This is a genomic window from Aminobacter anthyllidis, from assembly GCF_018555685.1.
GTDB lineage: Bacteria > Pseudomonadota > Alphaproteobacteria > Rhizobiales > Rhizobiaceae > Aminobacter > Aminobacter anthyllidis.
In genome coordinates this window covers 108,748-132,253 of sequence record NZ_JAFLWW010000001.1, presented here as the reverse complement: position 1 = coordinate 132,253, position 23,506 = coordinate 108,748, and the positions used below count along the sequence as shown (strand labels likewise).

Sequence of the window (23,506 nt, the reverse complement as noted above, 5' to 3'; positions counted from 1 at the left end):
CACTCAAAAAATGGCGCAAGCAGCAGTGGAGGTGGCGCAGCGGCTAATCGGACTTAGGCTCCGACAGGTCGACTGGAATTTCGAGTTCACCCGAGGCGATCTTTGCCTTCAGCGTCTCAACTTCCGTCCGAACGTCCACTGGCAGGCTCGCTTCCAGATCATGGTAGGGAGCAAACGCGGCTCCGCCATCCTTCATGCCGAACCAATGCTCCTTGAGGTTGCCGCCATAAGGCTTGCCTTCAGCCTTGTGGCTCCACCAGTTTTCGATGATCCACGTCATATCAGGGTCCCAGACGGCTACGGTGCTGCTGAGGATCGTGGCCGGCGAAAAGTTGCTTTCATCCTGGAAACTACCGAAGCACAGGATTTTCGCGGCCTCGCACGGCTTGAAATTGCCGGACAGCTGGAAAATCACATCGGCTCCGGCCGCAATCTGGGCGCCGGCATATTCAGCCGCCTTGGCTGGATCATACCAGGATCCGACGAACGCTACTTTCCGGGCGATCGCCGGATTGACCGCCCGCGCACCGGCGAAAAATGCGTTGATCGAGTCATTGATGTCCTCGATGGAAAAGGGCGCGACGACGCCAAGCACATCGGATTTGGTCATCCGCCCTGCCAAAACGCCAAGCAGATAGGCAGGTTCGTGGAGACGCTTGTAGACCCAATACTGATTGCCACCGAGGCCCTCATTGCCGGCACCGACCACGACGAAGAGAATTTCCGGAAACTCGTCCTTCAGCTTCTTGACCTGGTCGGAATAGGTGCTGTGTGCCCAGATGATGTCGTAGTCGCCGCTTTCGGCGAACAGGCGCATCGCATCGCCGGCGTCGTCGCCCCATAGCGGTTCAGTCGACTTCCACTCGATGTCGAGGCCATGTGGCTTTGCTTGCTTGACGCGCTCGAGCGACTTGATCAGCGTTGCATCGAAGCCGTGGTCAAGACCAGCCGACAAGATGACCGCGATGCGGAGCTTTTCGGGTGAGCTTGCGTACGTGCCGTTTGTGTGTCCGAAAACGGCGAACAAAGTCAGCGCCCAGATGGCGAGTAGTCGTCTTGATAATTGACCTAACATTCCATTGCTCCCATTGATTTTCAGGCGGCGCTTATGTTTTTTTGTTACGCCGTCGCAGCCTTATGCAGACGTGAGTGCATCACTGTTTTCCGCATCCAGAAGAGCAATCTGCTCATCGATCTCGCGTGACCATGATGCGCGCCAATCCCGCTTGACGGACTCGTCGAGCCACGACGCCTCGAGCGAATTGAGCGCAAGCGTCTTCAATGCGGCGGCATCGAGATTCATGTTCGTGGCAAGCAGCTGATATTCGTTGGCCAGATCGGTCTCGAACATTGGCGGATCATCCGCTGCGACAACGATCGTGAGTCCGGCTTCGATCATTTGCCGAATAGGATGATCCTTCGCGGCAAGATCGCGCCAGATCGTCACCCCAACGGTTGAACTCGGGCAGATGGTGAAGACGGTCCGGTCAGCGCGACAGCGCGCGACCAGATCGAGATCCTCCATCACACGATAACCGTGGTCGATGCGCTCGACCTTCAGCAAATCCAGCGAGTCCCGCACGTTGGACGCCGGACCGCCCTCTCCGGCATGAGCAGTGCGATGAAGTCCCGCCTGGCGCGCCCGATCGAAAAGCGGCTTGAATTGTGCTGGCGGGAAAGGTGTTTCGTCAAAATCGAGACCGATGCCAATCACCTTGTCGGTTCGGTGGGCAAGCACCATGTCCAGAAACTCGAAACCACGCTCAAGCCCATGTTCGCGATTGTGCGCGGGTATCAGCTTCGAAATCAGCCCGAAGTCCGTCTCGATGTCGTCCATTGCGCGGAATATGCCGGCGAGCATGGTCTGATAGGCCACGCCGCATTCCAGGTGCACATGCGGACTGAAGAAGAACTCGACGTAGCGAGCGCCGCTGTTGGCGCAGCTCTGGAGCGCCTCGTAGGTGATGAGATGGAAATCATCGGCATCAATCACCGACCTGGAAGCCATACTATAGACTTTGAGGAAATCCAGAAGATTGTCATAGCGATAGAGATCAGAGACAATCTTGAATTGCGGAACTTCCAGCTTGTTTTTCCTGGAAATCTTAAGAAATGTCTCCGGATTTATCGCGCCCTCCAGATGAAGATGGAGTTCAGTTTTAGGTATACTTCGTATAAATTCCTGCAGATCCACTGATCTTCTCCGTCTGTGTATCGAAGCTTGAGACCCGTATCGCTCGATACGCTTCACCGGAACCGACCCGGCGCAACAGTCATTCCTGTCGACAATCACGGATGGATTTCCGTCCTCGATCGGATCTGGCTGTCTCTTCGCTACGACCGGATTGTCGTGCATCAGGGTGCCAAGCGGAATATCGCCGCCGATCCGAAGCATGTCTTGAATTAAGATTACGTTTGTCTAATGTTCTGAATTCCTGGAAGGCGGCGGGACCTGCCGCCACGGGCGAATAGCTGGGTGGAGCGAGCGAGTGGACAGTGTTGTAGATCCCGAACACGGCTTCTCGTTTGGCGAAGCCGACTACTCAACCGGAGGGGTCTACGGACCACTGACCAGACGCTATGCGACCTTGCTGATGATGCACGAAGGCAGCGCCAAGGTGACATGCGATGAGGAAGTCACCATCGTCGAACCCGGGCAATGCGGCTTCATCCTGTGCGAAGGCGTTTCGCTCTTCGAATATGAGAAAGGCGCGCGCGACAGGGTGAGCTGGTGCGAGGGATTTCCCGCCAGTCTGCCGGAGTCCGTTGCCTTGCGCATGCGCGACGTCCCGTCTCAAATTCCAATATCCGACCGGCTGTCAACACTTGTGCGCCTGGGGCTGGAACTGGGCTCAGGGACAGGCGCCTACGTCAACATGCTCCGCAACAACCTGGGGCAGTCGCTGTTCACCGCCTATTTCCATGAAGCACAGGTCTCGGAGCTGGAGCGTCACATCCCCCGTTCGATTCATCAAGCCCGGCGCTATCTGGAGGATAATTTCGAAAAGGAGATGACTGTCGGCCATGTGGCGGATGTGGTGGCCGTCACGCCCCAGCACCTGATCTCATCGTTCCGAAAACACATCGGAGTGACACCTGTCCGCTATCTCTGGCAGGTACGGGCGAACCGTGGCAAGCAGCGCCTGTTGCATACCGGTTTGACGATCGCAGAAATCGCGTATCAATGCGGCTACAAGAACCCCTTTCATTTCTCGCGGCAGATCAAGCTGCATTTCGGCATGTCGCCTACGGAACTGCGTGCCAATATGGATTACCGCAAACCAAGTCGTGTCGCCGAAAACGCAGTGAACATGGTCTTTTGACCGAGCCACGCCTCCCGCCGGACCGACCTCTCGGCCCGGCGGGAGCGTTGTCTCAATTGGGCTTGGGGGCTGATGTATCGAGCGGCACCTTGAACTCGCCTGAGATGATCTTGGCCTTCAGCGCCTCGACCTCTGATATCACCGGTTGCGGCAGCGTTGCCTCGAAGCCGTGATAGGGAGCCATGTCGGCACCGCCATCCTTCATGCCGCGCCATATCCGCTCCGTGCTTCCGGCGAGCGGCTTTCCTTCGACCTTGTGCTGCCACCAGGCGTCGACGACGTGCATGATGTCCGGATCCCAGCGGATCACGGTGCTGCTGACGATGGTGGTCGGGGAGAAGCTGGACTGATCCTGATTGCTGCCGAAGCAGATGATCTTGGCGGCTTCGCATTCCTTGAAGTTGTCGGTCTGCTGGAAGATGACGTCGGCGCCCGTTGCGATCTGAGCATGGGTGTATTCGGCCGACTTGGCCGGGTCATACCAGGACTCGATGAAAACGACCTTTTCCTTGATCGACGGATTTACCGATCTCGCTCCGGCGAAGAAGGCGTTGATCGAATCGTTCACATCGTCGGCGGGAAATGTGCCCACCGTGCCAAGCACGTTGGACTTGGTCATGCGGCCGGCGATGACGCCAAGCAGGTAGGCAGGCTCGTGGACACGCTTGTAGAGCATGTACTGGTTGCCGCCCAAGCCTTCGTTCCCAGACCCGGTAACGACGAAGAGTATCTCCGGGAACTCATCCTTCAGCTTCTTGACCTGGTCGGAATAGGTGCTGTGGGCCCAGATGACGTCATACTGGCCACTTTCGGCGAACAGCCGCATGGCGTCGCCTGCATCGTCGCCCCATAGCGGGTCGGTGTATTTCCAGCTCAGCTCAAGCCCATGCGGCCTGGCCGCCTTCACCCGCTCGAGCGATTCAATCAGCGTGCCGTCCCAGCCGCTTTCCACGCCGGAAGCCAGAATGACAGCGATGCGGAGCTTGTCCGGGTTTTCGGCGCGCGACACCGACGAAAGCGCAAACAGCGCAAGCACAGCCATTGCCAAGGAGGCAACGAGCCTGCCGGTCAATCGTCCAATCATGATTTCTAACTCCCATTGGTTGTCTAGTCCGGTTCGGTCCGGCCCTGCTTTGCCCGGTGTAGGTCCACCGGTGCATATTTCCCTCGTTCACAAATCCAGCACGACGATTTCCGACAACGCCCGCGAACAGCACGGCGTCATCTGGTCATTGGCGGCATGTTCGGCATCGGTCAGATAGAGGTCGCGGTGGTCAGGCAACCCGGCAAGGACGCGCGTCACGCAGGTTCCGCAGATGCCTTGCTCGCAGGATACCGGGATCTCGATGCCGTTGGCGCCGAGCACCGAGACCACGCTTTCGCCTGCCGCGATGGCAAAAACCTCGCCGGTGCTGGCAATCTGGACGGCAAACGGCCTGTCATCGCTTGACCCGACATCAGCGATCTTGCCGAAATACTCGCGGTGAATGGTTTCCTTCGGCCACGACCGTTCGGCTTCGCCGATGACGGCGTCCATGAAGCCGCGTGGTCCGCAAACATAGAGATGCGTGCCCTTTGGGCTCGACTGCAACAATTCCGCGATGTTCAGTTTCTGCTCGGCTGGCCCGTCGTCGAGATGGAAGTGAACCTGCCTGTTGAAAGCAGCCGCATCGAGCTCGGCGCGAAAGGCCATCCGGTCGGCGTTTCGGGCGCAATAGTGCAGCGCGAAGTCCCGTCCCAGGGCCGACAGCCTGTGGGCCATCGACAGGATCGGCGTGATGCCAATGCCACCGGCCAGCAGCAGTGAGGACGGAGACTGTTCGTTGAGCGGAAAGGCGTTGCGTGGGTGGCTGACCTCGATCACGTCGCCTGACTTCAGCATATCGTGCATGAAGATCGAGCCACCAGCGCCCTGCCGGTCACGCAGCACACCCAGACGGTAGCAGTGGCGCTCACGCGGATCGTTGCGAAGCGAATACTGGCGAACAAGCCCGTTGGGCATGAAGACATCGACATGCGACCCCGCCGTGAATTCCGGCAAGTCCTCGCCACCGTCATCGACCAGTTCGAAGCCTGCAATATCCTGGGCTTCGCTGGTTTTGGCGGCGATCCGGACTTGCAGACGCGCGGAACGGTTGACCTGGTGGATCATAGCATTTCCATGGGCAGACAGCGCGATGTTCATGCTCGGCTCCTTCCTGGCCTGTCAGGCAACACGTGGAACTTTGCGGCAACGATCCCGAATTCGCTGAATTGGCCGGGCTCAACTTGCGATCGGCGCGCCGAGCCCGAACTTCTTGGCAAGCGCACGCCGGTATTCAAGCGACAGGCGATCGCACGGAACGTGGATTTCTTCAGTCAGATCGAGCGGCAGGTCTTCCGGTCGCTGCTCCTCGACCATCGACTTGTCTTCGTCGTTGATCAGCATCTGGAACTTCTTCCAGTATTCGCCGTCCGGATTGCCGGTCGTGTCGGTGAGCAGCTGGAAGATGCGGGTTTCGCGGGCGGAAACCGGACACACCGTATCCGCCAGATATTGCACGTAGTCCGAGCCTTCCGGATCGATGATGATGATCGTCGAGAACGGATAGGTCAGCTCATAGCTGTAGACGACGTTGCGCTCGGCGCCCTCGACGCCATCGGGATAGTAGTTGGCGCCGTTCGGGTATGGATAAGAGAACCGCAGCCCGAATTCCGCGTGATCGACCGTGTATTGCGGAATCGGAACCGCTGTCGCCGAACCAAAGCTCTCGGCATGAACCCATGGGAAATGGGCGACATCGTTGAAGTTTTCGACATGGCGGCTCGCCGCCGCATTCCAGGTATCCTTGGGCAGATGGACCGTCTTCCAGGCCGCGTTGGAAAGTCCGGGCCATTCAGGGATCGGCCAGATCGGTTCACCGTTGAGGCATACCCAGATTATGCCGTATCGCTCCTCCGACAGCACAGTCAGCAGCCTCAGCTTGGGCGGAATCTTCGCCGTCGGATCGGTCATCGACGGGATCTTGGTGCACTGTCCGCCATGGTCGAAATGCAGCCCATGCATCGGGCAGACGATCTGGCCGTCGGCCATCCAGCCGGAGCTGATCCTGGTGCCGCGGTGAGGACAGATATCGCGAGCGACTGCTACGCCCTGCGGTGTCCGGTAGAGCACAAGGTCGACATCCAGGAGGCGGGCCCGCACAGGCTTTTCGCCAACTTCGTGAGCATATTCCACCGGATGCCAGAACGAGGAGAGGATATGCCAGTCGCTTTCCGCGAATGTGCATCCGGGCGGCAGCTCGCTTTTCGTTTTCGAGTTGTCGACGGGCAAAAACATAAGTTCAGCTCCCTGGAGCCCGGCCCGATTTGCCATATCTGGTTCGTCGGATCGGCTTTGATTTTCGTAGCTGAATAGTCGGCGAACAGAGGTTTTCGAGGAATGTCCTTGCCGGCCTAAAGGATACCTTGAATGAAGATCGCCATAAGCCGCCGCTTGAAATAGCTGGATAGCGGCGTACCGTGAGTCTTCGTCCCGTTAACGAGTGGAGCCAGCCATTGCAGACGATTGTCGACCCGGAGCATGGCTTCACTTTCGGCGAGGCGATGTACAGTGCGGGTGGGGTATATGGCCCGCTTCGCAATCGCTACGTCACGCTGCTGCTGGTCCACGAAGGAACGGCAAGGGTGACGTGCGACGAAGAAGTGACGATCGTGGATAGCGGCGAGTGCGGCGTCTTTCGCAACGAACGACAGGTTTTGTTCGAATATGGCAATGGTGATCGCTGCAGGGTGAGCTGGTGCGAAGGCTCACCAGGACTGCTGACGGACTCGATTGCGCGGCTTCTGCGCGAGGTGCCCGCCAAGATTCCGATATCAGAGCCGCTTGAAGCGCTTCAGCGCCTTGGCGTCGAACTGGGCTCCGGATCCACAGCCAATCTCAACATGCTGCGCAACGCCCTGGGGCAGGCTCTTTACGCGGCCTATTTTCACGAAGCCCACGTTTCAGAGCGTGATCGGCATATTCCCCGACCCGTCCATCGCGCCAGAAACTACATCGAAGAAAATTCCGAAAAGGATGTCACGATCAACAGCCTGGCGGCGTTGGTCGCGCGAACGCCGCAGCATCTCATCCTGTCGTTTCGCAAACATATCGGGGTCACACCGGCCCGCTATCTCTGGCAGGTACGCGCAAAACGGGCACGTCATCTGCTCTTGCACAGCGGCCTGACGATTGCGGAAATCGCATATCAATGCGGCTACAAGAACCCCTACCATTTCTCGCGTCAGATCAAGCAGCTTTTCGGCATGTCGCCAACTGAAGTGCGCGCGAACATGGGCTACCACAAGCCAAGCGAAGTTGCCGAGGATACGGTCGATATCGCATATTGAACGGCGGGGACTTTTCGTCGTCAGCCGGGCCCGCGACAAGGCAAGCCCAGCTGACGCAGCAGGTTGTGAGCGCGCCGGTACTGGCGACGCTGGAACGCCGCGCCTAGTTGGGCGACAACGCCGTCATCAGGCCGTCGATCTCTTCCGACCACTCCTGCAGCCACCGACGCTTTGTCGTTGCATCAAGCCAGGAGCCGTCGATGCCCGCCAGGATGGCGTCCCGGATGTCGCGCGGGGTGAACTTCAGCAGTTCGACCGCCTTTACGTATTCGTTCTCGAGGTCGGTGAAGAACATTGGCGGATCGTCGCTGTGGATCGAAAGCGTCAGGCCAAAATCGAGCATCTGGCGAATGGCGTGATCAGGCGCCGACAGATCATGCCACGCCGAAGTGACCGCTGCGGTTGAAGGGCATACGGTGAAGAGCACCCCCTCATCCTTGCAGCGCTGCATCAACTGCATGTCATTGACGACATTGTAGCCATGATCGATGCGTTCGACCTTCAAAGCGTCAAGCGAGCCCCTGATGTAGGCGGCCGGTCCCGTTTCGCCCGCATGTGCGGTCACATGCAGCCCGGACTTGCGCGCATGGGCAAAGACGTCGGCGAAGGGCTCGGGCGGAAATGGCGCCTCGTTGAAGTCCAGCCCGATGCCGATCACTTCATCGGTTCGATGCGCGAGGATCAGTTCGACCATCTCTTGCCCTGCCGCCGGCCCGCGTTCGCGATTGATGCCAGGCACGATGCGGCTGACAACGCGAAAATCCTTCTCGGCGTCCTTCATGCCGGTCAGGATACCCTTGAGCTGCGTCTCGTATGCAACCCCGCAATCCAGATGCGCATGCGGGCTGAAGAAGAATTCGACATAACGCGCGCCGCTTCTCGCGCAGCGCTCCAGCATCTCATAGGTGATGCGCCGGAAATCATCGACGTCGACGACGCTTGCCGACACCGCGGAGTAGATGACGAGGAAATCCTCGAGGCTCTTGAAGCGATAGAGATCCTTGGCATCGTCGACCGGGGGCAGATGCACGCCGTTCTTCCTGGCCAGGTCCAGCGCGGTTTGCGGGTGGATGGCGCCTTCCAGATGAAGGTGAAGCTCTGTCTTTGGGACTTTCCTGATGAACTCTTGGATATTCACTGGTCTTCTCCACTGCCAACGTAGCTCGCGACTTGCATTGGGCGGACGCCAGGTGGACCATTCTGGCCACATATCGCAGGCTGCGTCTCATCGCTCGTCGCAATGGCAGGAGTGTCATGCATCGAGGCATCAAACGAAATATCGCCGGCGCCGCGATGCATATCTTGAATAAAGATAGCGACGATCCAACGTTGCGGGGCTCAGGCCAATCGCTCAAGATGCGGCGGCTATCGAGGCAAGCAGATGAAAATCGTCGTGGACCACGAGGACGGCTTTGCTTTTGGCGAGGCCGTATATCCGGTAGGCGGAGTCTACGGACCGCTGACAGGCAACTATGTCGCGCTGCTCATGGTGCATGAAGGCACAGCCAAGGCGACGTGCGACGGCAACATCACCATCGTCGAAGCCGGTGAGTGCGGCCTGTTTCTGGGTGAGCAGCTTTCCTTGTTCGAATACGAAAAAGGTAAGCGCAACAAGGTGAGCTGGTGCGAGGCGTTTCCTGTGAACCTGCCCGAATCCGCAGCGCTAAGCTTGCGCGGCGCAATCAGCAAGATTCCGATCTCCGCACGACTGGAGACGATCCAGCGCTTGGGCCTGGGACTTACCCAAGGAACCGAAACGGATATCCGCATTGTTTGCGAGACATTGGCTCAGTCGCTTATCGCCGCATATTTCCATGAGGCGCAGATATCGGAGCGAGAACGGCACACGCCCCGCTCCATTCACCGCGCCCGCCGCTACATGGAAGAAAACTTCGCGAAAGAACTGACGGTCGGCCAACTGGCCGATATGCTTGCGCTCACACCCTCACATCTCGTTTCAGCGTTCCGCAAGCACATCGGCGTAACACCCGTTCGATATCTCTGGCAGATACGAGCGGCTCATGGCCGGCAATTGCTCCTTCACTCCGATCTACCGGTTCTGGAGATAGCGGAACGGTGCGGTTACAAGAATCCCTATCATTTCTCGCGCCAGATCAAGCTGCATTTTGGCATGCCCCCGACAGAGCTTCGCACTCAGGAGGCTCACGGGATGTCGAGCGCTTGGGAACACACGAGCAGATTGGTTGACGGCGGAGCTTGAACCAATCTGCCTGGTAGTCGACGTATCTGGCCGTCCTGTGTCGCCAAGCAGCGGCCGCGACCCTCGAACGCGGTCGTGCGCTGGCCGCTGCCGTCGGCGTGGTGGGTCCCGAGCGATGCGCCGCGCTTCAGCTGACCAGCGTTGCAACGCTGCTTTCGATAAGGCGCACGAGGCTGAGGGCCGTCATCTCGGACGATTTCGGATTGGTCTTCAGCGCCTCGTTTTCCAGTCTCAGGTCCAGCTTGCCGAATGCGCCGGACGCGCTGATCTCGTGAACATTGCGGCTGACATGGGGGTCGGCGACCAGCACGACGCGGGTGCGGTCGAGTCCAATGCCGGACAACGCAGTGATGACAGCGACATTGGCGTTCTGCGGAAAGCTTGCTGCCGCCTCGCGCGCCGAGCCGGCGAAAAACTCGGTTCTTTCGGTGAGCGTGTCGAGGTCGACAAGCTCGGCTGCCTTCGTGCCCCGCCAGGCGCGGGGCGGCTTGACGATCGAATGCCTGACCTGGTCGAGCGGCAGCACGGAGGCCGCGGCCAGCGCGCCGAGGTCACCGAGCGCGCCTGATGGGACAAGGATGCGGCTTCCAGCCTCCTCGGCGACCGACAAAAGCAGGCCAAGCATCGACTCGTCGGTAAACGCACTCGCCGAAGACACCGCGAAGCTGCGCGCGTGACGCAAGGCCGCCTCACCCCATATCGCGACGGCCGGTCGGCCCGCCGCCTCGATCACCATGTCGATGTCGAGCCCGGCCAGTTCCTCAGGGCTTGAGATCAGCTGCGCGCCAGCGGGAAGGTTGGCGCGCACCTGGCCGGCATCGCGCACGGCAACGGCGACGATCGCCACGCCCGCCGGCTGCCGCTCGGCAAGCAACTCACCGACGCGGCTGGCAATCGCGCCCCAGCCGATGAAGCAGAGCCGCAGGCGCCTGGAAGGCTTGTCAGAGGCCGACATAACGCTGCACCAGTTCGGCGTTGCTGGTCAGGTCCGCGCCGGTGCCGGACCAGACGGTGTGGCCCTTTTCCAGGATGTAGTGGCGGTCGGCGAGGCGCTTCAGCACATTGAGGTTCTTGTCGATCAGCAGGATCGACTGCCCTTCCACCTTCAGCGCCTCGATGCAGCCCCAGATTTCGGCCCGGATGACGGGGGCAAGGCCCTCCGTCGCCTCGTCGAGGATAAGCAGTTTCGGGTTGGTCATCAACGCCCGGCCGACGACCAGCATCTGCTGCTCGCCGCCGGACAGCGTGCCCGCGGCCTGCCCGGCACGCTCTTTCAGCCTTGGAAACAGCGCGTAGACGCGCTCCAGCGTCCATGGGTCCTTGCGGCTGAGGCGGTTGGCGGCGGTGGCGACCAGGTTCTCCCGCACGGTCAGCGTGGCGAAGGCCTGCCGCCCCTCCGGCACAAGCCCGACGCCAAGGCGGGCGACCGTCTCTGGCGTGGCGCCGCACACATCACGGCCGCTGAAGCGCACCTCGCCCGCCATCGGCCTGACCAGGCCCATGATCGACTTGACAGTGGTGGTCTTGCCCATGCCGTTGCGGCCGAGCAGCGTGATGACCTCGCCTTCGCCGATCTCCAGCTCGACGTCGAAGAGCACCTGGCTGCGGCCATAGCCCGATTGCAGTTTGGCGACGCTCAGCATAGCTCGTCTCCTTCGCCCAGATAGGCGGTGCGCACTTCCGGATTGTCCCTGATCTCGTCGACCGTGCCGGTGGCGATGACACGCCCGTAGACCAGCACCGAGATGCGGTCGGCCAGCGCGAACACGGCCTCCATGTCGTGCTCGACCAGCAGCATCGAGACCTGGCTCCTGAGGCCGCTCAGGATCTCGATCATCTGCTGGCTCTCGACATGGCCGAGGCCTGCCATCGGCTCGTCGAGCAGCAGCAGCCGCGGTTTGGTCGCGAGTGCCACCGCAAGCTCCAGCTGTTTCTGCTCGCCATGGGAGAGGTTGGCGACCAACTCGTCGGCGCGGCCATCGAGGCCGACGGTTCCGAGGTAGGTCGAAGCCTCTTCGGCGAGCGCATTCTCGCGGCGCACGTCGCCCCAGAAGCGGAAGCTGTGGCCCTGCCGGATCTGTACGGCGATGGCGACGTTGTCTCGCACTGTGTAGTCGGGCAGCAGGCAGGTGATCTGGAAGGTGCGCGCCAGGCCAAGCGATACGCGCCTGGCGGTCGGCATACCGTCCACGGTGCGGCCGTCGATCTCGATGGTGCCTTCGTTGGGCTTGAGCTCGCCCATCAGCTGCGAGATCAGCGTCGTCTTGCCGGCGCCATTGGGGCCTATCAAGGCGTGGATCTCGCCTGGATTGACGGTGATGTCGACATGGTCTGTGGCAAGCAGGCCGCCGAAGCGCTTGACCAGACCGCGGACATTGAGGATCGGCTGGCTCATGCGCGCCTCCCAAAAAGACGTGCGCCCAGCGCCTGCACGCCGCCCTGGGTGTAAAGCACGACGAACAGCAGGATGAGGCCGAGGCCGAGCTGCCAGTTCTCGGTCCACGAGGCAAGCAGCGTTTCGAGCACGATGAACACGGCAGCACCGATGAGCGGCCCAAACAGCGTGCCGACGCCGCCGAGAATGACCATTACCATCAGTTCGCCCGACTTGGTCCAGTGCAGCATGTCGGGGCTGGCAAAACGCAGGAAGTTGGCCATCAGCGCGCCGGCAAGGCCGCAGCCCATGCCCGAGATGACGAAGGCCATCAGCTTGTAGCGGTAGGCCGGCAGGCCGATGGCCGCCATTCGCTTTTCGCTCTGGCGCAGGCCGACGATGACGTTGCCGAAGCGCGAATTGACGATACGCCACAGGATGACGAAAAACAGCGCCGTGATCGCCAGGCAGACATAATAGACCGTCTGCTTGTCGCGCATGTTGAGACCCGGCAGCTCGTTGGCGCGGCGGATGATGAGGCCATCGTCGCCGCCATAAGTCTTCAGCGACACGAACAGGAAGAACAACATCTGGGCGAAGGCGAGCGTGATCATGATGAACTGCACGCCGCCGGTGCGCAGCGACAGCGCGCCGATGACGGCAGCCATGAGTCCGCTGACCACGATCGCCGCAGGCACAGTGATCAATAGCTGGTTGGTGCCGGGAATGAAGCCGAGCAGCGGCTCGCCCAGCGAATAGTGCTGGTAGAGTATGCCGACGACGTAACCACCGATGCCGAAGAAGGCTGCGTGGCCGAAGCTGACCATGCCGCCATAGCCGAGCACGAAGTTGAGGCTGGCCGCAGCGATGCCGTAGATCAGCACGCGCGTCGCGAGCGACATCAGCGCGGTGTAGCCGGTGGCGTCGGCTATCAGCGGCAATGCGATGAGTGCGATCACCACACTGATGAGCAGTGCGGGTCGCTTGAGTGACGTTTCCATTGGCGAAGCGGGGCCCATCTCAGGAATTTCGGATGAAGAGGCCTTTCGGCCGGATCAGAAGCACGATCGCCATCAAAAGGTAGATGCCCATCGAGGAGATGCCCGCGCCGAGCGCGTCGGCCTCGGGGCCAACCATGACCTGGCGCAGCAGGCCTGGCAGGTAGGCGCGCAGGCCGGTATCGACGATGCCGAGGATGAGGCTGGCGAAGAACGCGCCGCGGATCGAGCCGACGCCGCCTATGACCACGACGACGAAGGTGGTGATCAGTATCTGCTCGCCCATGCCGACCTGCACGGCGAGGATCGGGCCGGCCATGAAGCCGGCGAGACCGGCGAGCAGCGCGCCGAGGCCGAAGACCAGCGTGTAGAGCAGCCGGATGTCGACGCCGAGCGCGCGCACCATTTCGCGGTTGGTCGAGCCGGCGCGAACCAGCATGCCGATACGGGTCTTGTTGATGAGCAAATAGAGCCCCACGGCAACCAGCAGGCCAACGGCGATGATGGCGAGGCGGTAGATCGGATAGAACAGGCCCGGCAGCAATTCGACCGAACCGTCAAGCAGGGCCGGCATCGACACGAACAGCGGCTGGCGTCCGAACAGGATGGTAATCGTCTGGTTGAAAATCAGGATCAGGCCGAAGGTGGCGAGCACCTGGTCAAGATGATCGCGCTGGTAGAGCCTGCGCACGACGAGAAATTCGATCGCCACGCCCGATATCGCGGCCGCCGCAAGCGCCGCGGGAATGCCGAGCCAGAACGAGCCGGTCTCCGCGGCGACCCACGTGCCGGCATAGGCGCCGATCATGTAGATCGAGCCATGCGCCAGGTTGATGACGCCCATGATGCCGAAGATCAGCGTCAAGCCGGCTGCCAGCAGAAAAAGCATGACGCCGAATTGCACGCCATTGAGCATCTGTTCGAGGAAGAGCGTCATCGCCTGTCGCTTCGATTGGAAGACCTAAAGGGGGAGCGAGCGGCAATGTTGCCGCCCGCCACAGCGAACTGGTCGAACTACATCTTGCAATCGGCCGCGTAGGCGTCGCCATGGTCCTTGAGGATGTCGCCAACGGTCTTCAGGAAGGGCTTGCCGTCCTCGCCCTTCTCAACCTTGAGCGCATACCAATCCTGGACCGGATGCTGGTTGGTGCCGAAGGCGAACTTGCCGCGCACGGATTCGAAATTAGCCTTGCGCAGTGCTGCGCGGAAAGCATCGGCATCATCGAGGCTGCCGCTGGTGGCCTTCAGCGCCGAGGCATAGGCAAGGGCTGCGTCATAGCCCTGGCTGGCGTAATAGGTCACGGGACGGTTGTAGGCCTTGTTCCAGTCTTCCATGAACTTCTTGTTGGCGGCGTTGTCGAAGTCGGAGTTCCAATGGCTCGTCACGTTGAGGCCGATGGCCGCGTCGCCGACGGCAGCGAGCGTCACGCCATCCATCGACGGCTCGGCCACCACCATCGGGATTTCCTTCATCAGGCCGGCCTGCTCGTACTGGCGCAGGAAGGTGATGCCGAGGCCGCCCGGATGGAACTGGAACACAACGTCAGGCTTGGCGGCGCGGACCTGGGCGAGTTCCGCCGCGAAATCGGTCTGGTCAAGCCGGGTGTAGATTTCGCCCGCGATCTCGCCCTTGAAGTAGCGCTTGAAGCCGGCGATGGCGTCCTTGCCAGCCTGGTAGTTCGGGGCCAGCACGAAGGCCTTCTTGTAGCCGAGATTGGTGGCGTTCTGGCCGGCACTTTCATGCAGGGAGTCGTTCTGCCAGGAAACGACGAAATAGTTCTGGTTGCACTCCTTGCCGGCCATGTTCGAGGGCGCGGCATTGGGGCTGACATAGAAGGCGTCGTTGTCGACGATATCGGGAACGGTTGCGCCGGCGACATTGGAGAAGACGATGCCGGTAAACAGCTTGATGCCTTCCTCGCCAAGGAACCGCTCGGCAATCTGCTTGCCCTGCCCCGGCTTCAGGCCGTCATCCTCGACCACAAGCTCGACGGGCACGCCGCCAAGCTTGCCGTCTTCCATCGCCAGCATGAAGCCGTCGCGGATGTCCTGGCCGAGATAGCCGGCCGGGCCCGACAGCGTGGTGATCATGCCGATCTTGACCGGATCGGCGGCAAACGCCGGAAACGTCGCAAGTGCTGCGACCGATGCGGCAAGAAACGCTTTCCTCAAATTCATCGTCAGTTCTCCTCTGGTCGGCGCATTTCAGCGCGCATTGTTAGGTGCCGGCTGGCCGGGTGCATCGATCTGGAGAGGCACGAACCGGAACGAGGCCGCCTCTGCCGTCAGCCGGCCGAAGACAGGGGCGGGAAAATGGTAGGGCGCGAGCACGGTGCCCCTGGCTGCTGCCGCACCGAGCAGGCCGATCCGCGTCGAACGCGCGAGGATCGGGTCTTCGCAGAAGTTGCAGACGATGGCGTCGTCGCCGAGCTGCAGCGGATGATGAACCGCGTCGGCCAGGAACAGCACCTCGCCCTCGCCGGTGTCGAGCGCAACGACCACCATGCCGGGCGAGTGCCCCGGCGCCGGCTTCAGCCGCAGCCCCGGCGCGATCTCGGCATCCGATGCCACCGCATCGAAGCCGACGGACCGGATAATGGGCAACACGCTGTCCGCGAAGGCACCATGCAGCGTGTTGCCGTCGACCGAAGCCTCGTGGACGTTGGTCCAGTGGGCAAGCTCGGTTTCGGCGACGACGTAGCGCGCATTGGGAAAGGTCGGCCGCCAGGTCTCGCCTTCCCGCCTTGTGTTCCAGCCGACATGATCGGCGTGCAGATGCGTGTTGATGACGATGTCGACGCGCTCGGGCGAAATGCCGATCGCGGCGAGCGTGTCGAGGAACTTCGTCTCGCGGCGATGCCAGGCCGGCCGATGCGGCCGCTCCTTGCCGTCGCCAATGCCGCCGTCGATCAGCGCAACATAGTCGGGTGTCTCAATGACGTAGCAGTTGAAGCTGAGCGCGACCGTCTCGCCCTCGGGATCGACGGTGCCTGCAGGCGAACGCCTGAAAGCAGCTTCAAGGTCCGCGCGGGAAAGCCCCGCGAAGATCGCCCTCGCCGGCCAGGCGACATTGGCCATGTCGGGAATGCAGGTCACCACGACGGGACCAGCCAGAAGCTGCTCCAGTTCGATGCCGATTCCCTCGATATGTCGCCTGATTGCCTTCATGCGCCTAGAGCTTCACCCAGCCTTCAGGCGGGGTCTTGCCCGGATGGAGCGCACCGCAGTTCGGGCAGGTGCGCGCCTTCTCGTCGGCGTAGAACGCCTGGTAGATCGGCGGCAAGTCGCGGACGATGCTCTTCAGCGTGACTTCGACACGCTTGACCAGCGCGTTGCAATCGAAGCAGTACCACTCAAAGGCATCGAGCAGGCCGTCATTGCGCTTGGGCTCGACCACGAGGCCGATGGAACCTTCCTGCGGGCGCTGCGGCGAGTGGCGCACATGTGGCGGCAGAAGGAAGATTTCGCCCTCGCGGATCGGCACATCGTAGAAATTGCCGTTGTCCACCACCTTGAGCATCATGTCGCCCTTGAGCTGGTAGAAGAATTCCTCGACCGGATCGTCGTGATAGTCGGTGCGCTTGTTGGGGCCGCCGACGACAGTCACCATCAGGTCGGCATCTTCCCAGATCTGCTGATTGCCGACAGGCGGCTTGAGCAGATGGGCGTGCTCGTCGATCCACTTCGAGAAGTTGAAAGCCGAAAGGCGTCTGGTCATTGTCGTTCCTCCTCTGGGTCGGGGCGCAAGCGTCGGATTGATCGGTCAGGCGGTGGTTTTCAGGCCGCAGGCCTCGAAAGCCGCACGGGTGGCGCGCTTCTCCGCCTCGGTGAGTTCCAGCAGCGGCGGGCGCACCCGTCCACCCGCCTGCCCCAGCAGCTCCTGCCAGTACTTCTGGTGCGAATGCGGCTTCTCGGCCGGTCGCGTGTCCTTGAGCGCGGCGCGCACCGGATCGAGGCTGTCGCGAATGCGGCGGGCTTCCTCGGCTTTGCCTGATAAGGTAAGGTCGGTGTATTCGCGCATGCGGCGATCGTATTTGGTCTGGATCAGATAGGGCGGCGACGAGCACAGATAGAGCTGCCAGTTGAGCTCGAGGATGTTGTCCAGCCACTCCTCTTCCGAGGCCGTGCTGACGAGGATGCGGTCGCCCGCGAGCGCCGTCAGCTCCTTGTACATCGGGCGCGGCACCGAGTATTTGATGGCGACGACATTTTCGATGTCGGCGAGCTTGTTGCACAGCTCGGGGCTCATCAGGTAGCCGCTGTCGGGATGGCTCCAGAGCGCGATGCCGATGTCGACCTTGTCGGCGATGGTGCGGTAGTAGTTGAGAAGCGTCTCGTCCTGCTGCTTGAAGAAGTGCAGGATCGGCGCGTGCACGACGATATAGTCGGCGCCGCATTTCTGGGCATGCTTGGCGAGGTCGATGACCACGTCCATGTTCTGGTCCGAGCAGGACATGATGGTCTGGGCGCGGCCGGCGCAGGCGTCGACCGCCAGGTCGAAGCTGCGCTTGCGCTCGTCCAGCGACATCGAGAAGAACTCGCCCTGCTTGCCGGCGATAAAGAAGCCGTCGATGCCGAGGTCGCCGATCCAGTGGTCAATGTTGCTGCGGAAGCCGTCTTCGTCGATCGACAGATCATCTTTGAACGGCATCAGGCCGGCGGCCCAGATGCCCTTCATCGTCGCCCTCGAATGGGCCTTGGCGGTCTTCTTGTCGTATTTCATCGAATTGCCTTTTCCGAGGGGCCAGTCGGCGTTTGCGAGCTTCGGTTAGATCGCCATGCGGTGCGAGACGTTCTTGGCCACCATGTAGTGCAGGATGCCTTCGACACCGCCCTCGCGACCGAAACCGCTCTCCTTGACGCCGCCGAACGGCGTCTCGGCAACCGATGCCTCAAGCGTGTTGATCGAGACGTTGCCGGCTTCCAGGTCATCGGTGATCTGGTCGACATTGGCGGCCGAGTTGGTGAAGGCGTAGGCGGCAAGGCCGAAGGGCACGCCATTCGCCTTCTCGATCGCCTCTTCAAGCGAGGAAACGGGATTGATCACCGCCAGCGGGCCGAACGGCTCCTCGCGCATGACGCGGGCATTGTCAGGCAGATCGGCGAGGATCGTCGGCGGATAGAAGTAGCCGCTGTTGCGCGGGCGTTCGCCGCCGAGCAGGAGCTTGGCGCCCTTCGAGACGGCATCCGCGACCAGCATTTCCATTGCCTCGACGCGTCGATGGTTGGCCACCGGCCCCATCTCGATACCTTCTTCCAGGCCGTTGCCGACCTTCACGGCGCGGGCACGCTCGATGAAGGCCTCAGTGAACGACTTGTAGACCTTCTCGTGGACGAAGAAGCGGGTCGGCGAGGTGCAGACCTGGCCGGAATTGCGCACCTTGCGGATGGCCGAGGCGATGCCGGCCTTAACCGGATCGGCGTCGTCGCAGACGATGACCGGAGCGTGGCCGCCAAGTTCCATAAGCGTCGGCTTCACATAGTGGGAAGCGAGGCCGGTGAGCGTCCTGCCGACCGCCGTCGAACCGGTGAAGGCGATCAGGCGCACCTGCTCCTGCGGGATGAGATACTCCGAAATCTGCGAAGGGATGCCGAAAACGAGGTTGAGCACGCCAGCCGGAAGACCGGCATCATGGAACGCACGGGCGATGTGGAGGCAGCCTGCCGGCGTCTCTTCGGCGGCCTTGATGATGATCGAACATCCGGCGGCCAGCGCACCGGCGATCTTGCGTGCCGGCTGGCTCATCGGGAAGTTCCACGGCGAAAACGCCGCCACCGTGCCGATCGGCTGGTGATGGACGATGTAGCGGATGCCAGGCTCGCTCGGGATGACGCGGCCATAGGTCCGCTGCGCTTCGCCGGCATCCCATTCGAAGAACTCGGCACCGCGGATCACTTCGAGGCGCGCCTGCTGGAACGGCTTGCCGTGTTCGCGGGTGATGTCCCTGGCGATCTCGTCGATGCGCTCGCGCAGAAGCGCCGCTGCCTTGCGCAGCACCTCGGCGCGGCGGGCGGGCGAGGTCTTGCGCCAGACGGCAAAGCCGCGTTCGGCAGCTTCGAGAGCCGCATCGAGGTCGTGGGTGGATGCCACCGGAACCGCGCCGATCACGCTCTCGTCGGCCGGGTTGATGACAGGCAGCGTTTCCGCCGTCCGCCGCCAGGCGCCGCCGATATAAAGCTGGAGATCGGGGTAGTTGGACATCGGTCGCCTCGGCTTCGCAATTGGCATCAAATTCGACAGTGCGGGCAGCAGCCCGTGTCGTCGTGGGCACAACATCGACGGAAACCAATATATCGACAAGATGGATTTATCTGATAAATTAAGACTGTTTTCTGTATAAGTCAGCATCCAACGAAAAGCTGTGCCGTTCGGGGCCTGCGCCACGGAGACCGCCGTGAAGATCACGATCAAGCAGATCCAGCAGTTCCTGGCGGTCGCCGAGCTCGGCAGCTTTTCGCGCGCCTCGAAGCGGCTTGGAACCGCGCAGCCGGCGCTGTCGCAGGCAATCCGTGATCTCGAAGCGGAATTGTCGGTGCGCCTGTTCGACCGCACCACGCGCCGGGTCGAACTGACCGATGCTGGACGCGAGTTTCAGAACTCCGCAACCAAGGTGATCGAAGAGCTGGAGCATGCCGTCGAAGGCGTGCACATGCTGGCCGAACGCCGACGCGGACGCCTGCGCATCGCCGCCCCGCCGCTGCTCGCCTCGGTCGTGCTGCCGCAGGCCATCGCCGAGTTCCAGAGGAGCTATCCGGGGATATCGGTGCAGCTCGCCGACGTCGGCACCGAGCAGATCGTTGAAAGCGTGCGCAGCGGCCAGGCCGATTGCGGCCTCGGCACCTTCTCGCCGGCCGAGGACGGCATCGAGCGGCTATCTCTGGTGCGTGACAGCCTGATGCTGTTCTGCGACCACCGGAGCTCGTTTTACGGTGCGGACACAGTCAAATGGGCTGGTCTGGCGGAACAGCCGCTGATCACGCTGACCCGAGACAGCGGCATCCGGCTGCTTGTCGAAGTCGGCTTCGAGATGGCGCAGATCCCGTTCAAGCCGGTCTTTGAGGTGACGCAGGTGACGACGGCGATCGCCCTTGTCGAGGCAGGCCTCGGCATCGCCGTGCTGCCCACCTATGCGCTGGCGGCGGCGCGCTTCAGGAAAGTCGCCGGCAAGCCACTGGCCGAGCCGACAATATCGCGCGAAGTGTCACTGATCCACGCCACCGGCCGCTCGGTCTCGCCGGCAGTCTCTGCCTTCGCCGCCGTCGTGCGCCGCTACGCGCAGCAGCTGACGCCGCGCGAAACGGCTTGACGTTCAGCCCTTGATCAGTCGGACCAGAGCCTTCGACAGGACCGTGTCCTCGGTGGCTAGGTCGAGCAGAACGTCGAAATGGTTGCGGCCGGGAATTTGCATCAACTCCGAGGCAAAGCCGGCCTCGCGCCAGAGCCGGTCATACTCCGTCGATTGCCGCCTGAACCCGTCGGGTTCGCCATCGGCATAGGCTACGACTATCGGGCAACCAACCCTGGCAATGTTTGCGGCCGGGCTCAGCCGCTCCGCGGCTGCCGCATCCAGCTTGATCCAGTCCTGCACGAACGAGTTTGCAATCGGCGCGAGGTGGAACAGGCCGCTGATCGGCAGCGCGCCCTTGATGACGTCTTCCGGCACGCCCTCGCCCTCATGCCAGCCACTGCTCAGGACGGCCCCGGTGAGGTGACCACCTGCGGAACTGCCGCCGACATGGATGCGATCGGGGTCGATGCCGTAGTCCTTGCCAGTCCTCCACAGGAAGCCGATGGCGGCGCGCACTTCGCGTACGATCTCGTCAAGGCTGACCTCGGGAGCCAGTCTGTAGTCGACGACAGCGGTTGCAATGCCCTGCTTGGCCAGCATCGCCGCCATGAAGGCGGAATCTTGCTTGGACAGCATCCGCCAATAGCCGCCATGAATGAAGACGAAGACCGGCCGCGGCGTAGCACCCGTGCCATAGATATCGATCGTCTGGCCGCTCGGCTCGTCATAAACGACATCGACATGCGTGGCGTGGCTCCGCATCTCCTCGGAGCGGCTTCGATAATCACGCATTGCAGCCTCGAAGACCTCAGGCGTCACGGAAGCCCGCGCGCCATAGTCGCGGTCGAGGACTTCGCGCGGCCAGTTGGCTTCTTCGGCAAGCACGCTCATGCGCATCAGACTCCGGTTCAGGCGACGAAGGCGCGGATGGTGTCGGCCACCACCTTGGGCTGCTCGAGCGTCGGGAAGTGCGTCCTGCCAGGCAGCTTGTTGGGCTTATACCAGGCGTTTCCGGCGGCAAAATCGAGCTGAGCCTGGGCGTATTCGGGCTCGAAGGGCTGCGAATAGATGTGGGTGATCGGACGCTTTTCGGTCAGCGCCGCCATGCGCTGCATCGGGTTGCCCCACTTGCGGTAGGCCTTGCCGATCTCGCGGCCCGAACGCGCCCACATCTCGAAGCTGTACTGAGCCATCTCGCTGTTGACGTGATTGACGATGTCCTGGTTTTCGGTGTCGCCGATCCAGTAATTGAAGAAGTCGCCGCGGCCGTTCTCCCAGTTGGTGCGATCCTGGATGTGGTCGATCATGCGGAAGAAATCTTCGTTCGGCGTCGTCTGGATCCAGTCGATCACAACCGAGCGCGGGATGCGCGCCGTGCCCAGCCGGTCGGTCACCTCGATGTTGGCCCAGCCGCCATGCGAGGTCGAGACCGGCACAACCTTGTCGATGTTCATCTTGTCGAGGAAAGCGACGACATCGGACGCCTGGTCGTCGGTGGCGAAGTCGCCGTCATGCTCGCGATACTCGCCATGGCCGCGCCAGTCCAGACGGATGACGCGATGGGTCTTGGCGAGCTCGGGCGCCAGCGTCTTGAACAGGCGGTGGTCCTGGCACCAGCCCGACAGAAGCAGCAGCACCTCGCCCTCGCCGGTCTCGTCATAAGAAAGCGTGTTGGCGCCGATCTGGATGGATTTCATCTGAAGTCTCCGAAATCTGGGGCGCTTCGCGCCCGATGTTCACTGGTCACGCGAGCGGCTCGGTGGCGGTCGGCGCATGACGCGCAGTCTTCATGCGCTCGGCGCCGATCTCGCGGCTCTTGCCGGTGATCTTCATCACCTGCGAGCGGACGTCGTCGGGCCAGAGATTCATGTCGCCGAGACGTTCGGCCGTGTCCTGGGTGTGCTCGGTGATCGGCCGTTCGCGCTCTTCCCAGGCGACCAGCGCCTGCTCGATGTCGACCGCATCGGCCACGGCAGCGGCGAGCCCAAGGCCGTTCATCAGCGCGCAGCCGCCGCCCTGCCCGAGATAAGGCGGCATGGCATGGGCTGCATCGCCGAGAATCGCCGTGCGGCCCTTGCTCCACTTCTTGAGCTTGACCACCTCGAAGGCATCCCAGCGCCCGGCGTCGCCGAAACGCGAGACAAGATGGGCGAGATGCGGGAAAGACTCGGTCCACAGCGCCCGGTCGGCCGGAACCTTCAGCGCGTCGGTGTCGTCGGCGGCACAGCACAGCGCGACATAGAGGTCGGTCGCGCTGGCCGGAGTGTAGAGGATACGGCGGGTGCCGGTGAAATATTCGATGTAGCGGTCGCGATCTGCTGTCGGCACGTCGGCGTCGTCGCGCGAAATCAGCATGCGGATCGCGCCATAGCCGAGATGCTTGCGGTACATCATCAGGTCGAGCGAGTCGCGCACCTTGGAATTGATGCCGTCGGCGCCGACAACGAGGTCGGCCTTGCGTCGCGTGCCGTCGGCGAGCAGCAGCTCGCCCTCTGATGTCGCGCCCACCGCTTCCGAATTGGTCATGATCTCGACGCCGCTGCGGCGGCAGGTGTCGACCAGCGAATTGATCAGTTGCTCGCGCAGGATGGTGATCAGCCTGGCGTCGCCCTGACCGTTGATGGGGATTTCCTCCATCGTGGTGTTGTCGTGGTCGCGGGTATGGAACTGCGGCCCGATATGGGCGCCGACAATGGCCTGCTCATAGGCGCCGATCGCCTTCAGCACGCGCAGGCCGTTGCTCCAGATGTAGATGCCGGCGCCGAAGGTACGCAGGTTCGGTGCCCGCTCATGCACGGTCACCGACCAGCCGCGCTGGGCCAATGCTGCGGCCGTGGTCAGGCCGCCAATTCCAGCGCCTGCGATCTCCGCGTGGCGCCCGGCTCCGGTTTTCTCGGTCATGTCTGGATTGTCCTCCCCGTGCGGCAAAT

Annotated in this window: 23 protein-coding genes; 4 read left to right on the top strand and 19 right to left on the bottom strand. The window is 61.9% G+C overall.

The window, feature by feature from the left end; translation table 11 throughout:
* Window positions 1–43 precede the first annotated feature (43 nt).
* Both J1C56_RS00650 and add (J1C56_RS00645) read right to left on the bottom strand, forming a co-directional pair.
* Window positions 44–955: a BMP family lipoprotein gene (locus tag J1C56_RS00650; protein ID WP_246591042.1), complete on the bottom strand. Its 912-nt coding sequence runs from the start codon at window positions 953–955 to the stop codon at window positions 44–46.
* Window positions 956–1,135: 180 nt separating this feature from the next.
* Window positions 1,136–2,194, bottom strand: coding sequence for an adenosine deaminase (gene add / locus J1C56_RS00645; RefSeq protein WP_214385101.1), 1,059 nt, complete (start codon window positions 2,192–2,194; stop codon window positions 1,136–1,138).
* A 295-nt stretch (window positions 2,195–2,489) separates the two neighbouring features.
* Here add (J1C56_RS00645) and J1C56_RS33410 point away from each other — a divergent pair, with 295 nt between their 5' ends.
* Window positions 2,490–3,323, top strand: a complete 834-nt coding sequence (locus J1C56_RS33410) for a helix-turn-helix domain-containing protein (RefSeq protein WP_214385100.1) — start codon at window positions 2,490–2,492, stop codon at window positions 3,321–3,323.
* 52 nt (window positions 3,324–3,375) lie between these two features.
* Here J1C56_RS33410 and J1C56_RS00635 read toward each other — a convergent pair whose 3' ends face one another.
* From J1C56_RS00635 to J1C56_RS00625, 3 genes are all read right to left on the bottom strand, one after another.
* The gene (locus J1C56_RS00635; RefSeq protein WP_214385099.1) at window positions 3,376–4,407 is read right to left on the bottom strand and encodes a BMP family lipoprotein; all 1,032 of its coding nucleotides are present in this window, start codon (window positions 4,405–4,407) and stop codon (window positions 3,376–3,378) included.
* An 87-nt stretch (window positions 4,408–4,494) separates the two neighbouring features.
* Window positions 4,495–5,508, bottom strand: coding sequence for a PDR/VanB family oxidoreductase (locus J1C56_RS00630; protein ID WP_246591040.1), 1,014 nt, complete (start codon window positions 5,506–5,508; stop codon window positions 4,495–4,497).
* A 78-nt stretch (window positions 5,509–5,586) separates the two neighbouring features.
* Window positions 5,587–6,642: an aromatic ring-hydroxylating oxygenase subunit alpha gene (locus J1C56_RS00625; protein ID WP_214385098.1), complete on the bottom strand. Its 1,056-nt coding sequence runs from the start codon at window positions 6,640–6,642 to the stop codon at window positions 5,587–5,589.
* Window positions 6,643–6,860: 218 nt separating this feature from the next.
* Between J1C56_RS00625 and J1C56_RS00620 the strand changes: the two genes are divergently transcribed.
* The gene (locus J1C56_RS00620) at window positions 6,861–7,694 is read left to right on the top strand and encodes a helix-turn-helix domain-containing protein (RefSeq protein ID WP_214385097.1); all 834 of its coding nucleotides are present in this window, start codon (window positions 6,861–6,863) and stop codon (window positions 7,692–7,694) included.
* A 103-nt stretch (window positions 7,695–7,797) separates the two neighbouring features.
* Here J1C56_RS00620 and add (J1C56_RS00615) read toward each other — a convergent pair whose 3' ends face one another.
* Window positions 7,798–8,832, bottom strand: a complete 1,035-nt coding sequence (gene add, locus J1C56_RS00615; protein WP_214385096.1) for an adenosine deaminase — start codon at window positions 8,830–8,832, stop codon at window positions 7,798–7,800.
* Window positions 8,833–9,075: 243 nt separating this feature from the next.
* On the opposite strand from add (J1C56_RS00615), the gene J1C56_RS00610 reads away from it, so the two are divergent.
* Entirely contained in the window at window positions 9,076–9,915 is an 840-nt protein-coding gene (locus tag J1C56_RS00610; protein WP_214385095.1) for a helix-turn-helix domain-containing protein, read from the top strand.
* A 127-nt stretch (window positions 9,916–10,042) separates the two neighbouring features.
* Here J1C56_RS00610 and J1C56_RS00605 read toward each other — a convergent pair whose 3' ends face one another.
* The 10 genes from J1C56_RS00605 to J1C56_RS00560 all read right to left on the bottom strand — a co-directional run bounded on the left by J1C56_RS00605 (window position 10,043) and on the right by J1C56_RS00560 (window position 19,489).
* Complete coding sequence (locus tag J1C56_RS00605) at window positions 10,043–10,870, bottom strand: aspartate dehydrogenase (protein ID WP_214385094.1); 828 nt, start codon at window positions 10,868–10,870, stop codon at window positions 10,043–10,045.
* A complete protein-coding gene (locus J1C56_RS00600) occupies window positions 10,857–11,558 on the bottom strand; it encodes an ABC transporter ATP-binding protein (protein ID WP_214385093.1) in 702 nt (233 codons plus the stop codon). Before J1C56_RS00600 ends, J1C56_RS00605 begins: the two co-directional genes overlap by 14 nt.
* On the bottom strand, window positions 11,552–12,310 hold the full coding sequence (locus tag J1C56_RS00595) for an ABC transporter ATP-binding protein (RefSeq protein WP_214385092.1): 759 nt from the start codon (window positions 12,308–12,310) through the stop codon (window positions 11,552–11,554). The genes J1C56_RS00600 and J1C56_RS00595 overlap by 7 nt, the downstream gene beginning before the upstream one ends.
* Window positions 12,307–13,290: a branched-chain amino acid ABC transporter permease gene (locus J1C56_RS00590; RefSeq protein WP_214385091.1), complete on the bottom strand. Its 984-nt coding sequence runs from the start codon at window positions 13,288–13,290 to the stop codon at window positions 12,307–12,309. Before J1C56_RS00590 ends, J1C56_RS00595 begins: the two co-directional genes overlap by 4 nt.
* A 19-nt stretch (window positions 13,291–13,309) precedes the next feature.
* Complete coding sequence (locus J1C56_RS00585) at window positions 13,310–14,224, bottom strand: branched-chain amino acid ABC transporter permease (protein WP_214385090.1); 915 nt, start codon at window positions 14,222–14,224, stop codon at window positions 13,310–13,312.
* Window positions 14,225–14,301: 77 nt separating this feature from the next.
* Window positions 14,302–15,465: an ABC transporter substrate-binding protein gene (locus tag J1C56_RS00580; RefSeq protein WP_214385089.1), complete on the bottom strand. Its 1,164-nt coding sequence runs from the start codon at window positions 15,463–15,465 to the stop codon at window positions 14,302–14,304.
* A 27-nt stretch (window positions 15,466–15,492) separates the two neighbouring features.
* Window positions 15,493–16,455: an MBL fold metallo-hydrolase gene (locus tag J1C56_RS00575; RefSeq protein WP_214385088.1), complete on the bottom strand. Its 963-nt coding sequence runs from the start codon at window positions 16,453–16,455 to the stop codon at window positions 15,493–15,495.
* A 4-nt stretch (window positions 16,456–16,459) separates the two neighbouring features.
* Window positions 16,460–17,005, bottom strand: a complete 546-nt coding sequence (locus J1C56_RS00570; RefSeq protein WP_214385087.1) for a 3-hydroxyanthranilate 3,4-dioxygenase — start codon at window positions 17,003–17,005, stop codon at window positions 16,460–16,462.
* Window positions 17,006–17,050: 45 nt separating this feature from the next.
* Entirely contained in the window at window positions 17,051–18,010 is a 960-nt protein-coding gene (locus J1C56_RS00565) for a dihydrodipicolinate synthase family protein (RefSeq protein WP_214385086.1), read from the bottom strand.
* Between the two features lie 45 nt (window positions 18,011–18,055).
* On the bottom strand, window positions 18,056–19,489 hold the full coding sequence (locus tag J1C56_RS00560) for an NAD-dependent succinate-semialdehyde dehydrogenase (RefSeq protein WP_214385085.1): 1,434 nt from the start codon (window positions 19,487–19,489) through the stop codon (window positions 18,056–18,058).
* 193 nt (window positions 19,490–19,682) lie between these two features.
* Between J1C56_RS00560 and J1C56_RS00555 the strand changes: the two genes are divergently transcribed.
* The gene (locus J1C56_RS00555) at window positions 19,683–20,594 is read left to right on the top strand and encodes a LysR family transcriptional regulator (RefSeq protein ID WP_214385084.1); all 912 of its coding nucleotides are present in this window, start codon (window positions 19,683–19,685) and stop codon (window positions 20,592–20,594) included.
* A 3-nt stretch (window positions 20,595–20,597) separates the two neighbouring features.
* Here the strand turns inward: J1C56_RS00555 and J1C56_RS00550 are convergent, their stop codons facing one another.
* From J1C56_RS00550 to J1C56_RS00540, 3 genes are read right to left on the bottom strand one after another with little or no spacing between them, the layout of a single operon-like run.
* Window positions 20,598–21,467 carry an alpha/beta hydrolase gene (locus J1C56_RS00550; RefSeq protein WP_214385083.1) on the bottom strand — a complete coding sequence of 290 codons (870 nt, stop codon included), beginning with the start codon at window positions 21,465–21,467 and terminating at the stop codon, window positions 20,598–20,600.
* Between the two features lie 17 nt (window positions 21,468–21,484).
* Complete coding sequence (locus J1C56_RS00545; RefSeq protein WP_214385082.1) at window positions 21,485–22,273, bottom strand: alpha/beta fold hydrolase; 789 nt, start codon at window positions 22,271–22,273, stop codon at window positions 21,485–21,487.
* 46 nt (window positions 22,274–22,319) lie between these two features.
* Window positions 22,320–23,477, bottom strand: coding sequence for an FAD-dependent oxidoreductase (locus J1C56_RS00540; protein WP_214385081.1), 1,158 nt, complete (start codon window positions 23,475–23,477; stop codon window positions 22,320–22,322).
* Between the last annotated feature and the right edge of the window lie 29 nt (window positions 23,478–23,506).

Bases quoted from the DNA above. Each gene is read 5' to 3' on its own strand.
- J1C56_RS00540 (WP_214385081.1), bottom strand. From the start codon at position 23,477: ATGACCGAGAAAACCGGAGCCGGGCGCCACGCGGAGATCGCAGGCGCT.
- J1C56_RS00605 (WP_214385094.1), bottom strand. From the start codon at position 10,870: ATGTCGGCCTCTGACAAGCCTTCCAGGCGCCTGCGGCTCTGCTTCATC.
- J1C56_RS00630 (WP_246591040.1), bottom strand. From the start codon at position 5,508: ATGAACATCGCGCTGTCTGCCCATGGAAATGCTATGATCCACCAGGTC.
- J1C56_RS00585 (WP_214385090.1), bottom strand. From the start codon at position 14,224: ATGACGCTCTTCCTCGAACAGATGCTCAATGGCGTGCAATTCGGCGTC.
- J1C56_RS00550 (WP_214385083.1), bottom strand. From the start codon at position 21,467: ATGAGCGTGCTTGCCGAAGAAGCCAACTGGCCGCGCGAAGTCCTCGAC.
- J1C56_RS00610 (WP_214385095.1), top strand. From the start codon at position 9,076: ATGAAAATCGTCGTGGACCACGAGGACGGCTTTGCTTTTGGCGAGGCC.
- J1C56_RS00635 (WP_214385099.1), bottom strand. From the start codon at position 4,407: ATGATTGGACGATTGACCGGCAGGCTCGTTGCCTCCTTGGCAATGGCT.
- J1C56_RS00590 (WP_214385091.1), bottom strand. From the start codon at position 13,290: ATGGAAACGTCACTCAAGCGACCCGCACTGCTCATCAGTGTGGTGATC.
- J1C56_RS00625 (WP_214385098.1), bottom strand. From the start codon at position 6,642: ATGTTTTTGCCCGTCGACAACTCGAAAACGAAAAGCGAGCTGCCGCCC.
- J1C56_RS00545 (WP_214385082.1), bottom strand. From the start codon at position 22,273: ATGAAATCCATCCAGATCGGCGCCAACACGCTTTCTTATGACGAGACC.
- J1C56_RS00565 (WP_214385086.1), bottom strand. From the start codon at position 18,010: ATGAAATACGACAAGAAGACCGCCAAGGCCCATTCGAGGGCGACGATG.
- J1C56_RS00580 (WP_214385089.1), bottom strand. From the start codon at position 15,465: ATGAATTTGAGGAAAGCGTTTCTTGCCGCATCGGTCGCAGCACTTGCG.
- J1C56_RS00595 (WP_214385092.1), bottom strand. From the start codon at position 12,310: ATGAGCCAGCCGATCCTCAATGTCCGCGGTCTGGTCAAGCGCTTCGGC.
- J1C56_RS00560 (WP_214385085.1), bottom strand. From the start codon at position 19,489: ATGTCCAACTACCCCGATCTCCAGCTTTATATCGGCGGCGCCTGGCGG.
- J1C56_RS00575 (WP_214385088.1), bottom strand. From the start codon at position 16,455: ATGAAGGCAATCAGGCGACATATCGAGGGAATCGGCATCGAACTGGAG.
- J1C56_RS00600 (WP_214385093.1), bottom strand. From the start codon at position 11,558: ATGCTGAGCGTCGCCAAACTGCAATCGGGCTATGGCCGCAGCCAGGTG.
- J1C56_RS00570 (WP_214385087.1), bottom strand. From the start codon at position 17,005: ATGACCAGACGCCTTTCGGCTTTCAACTTCTCGAAGTGGATCGACGAG.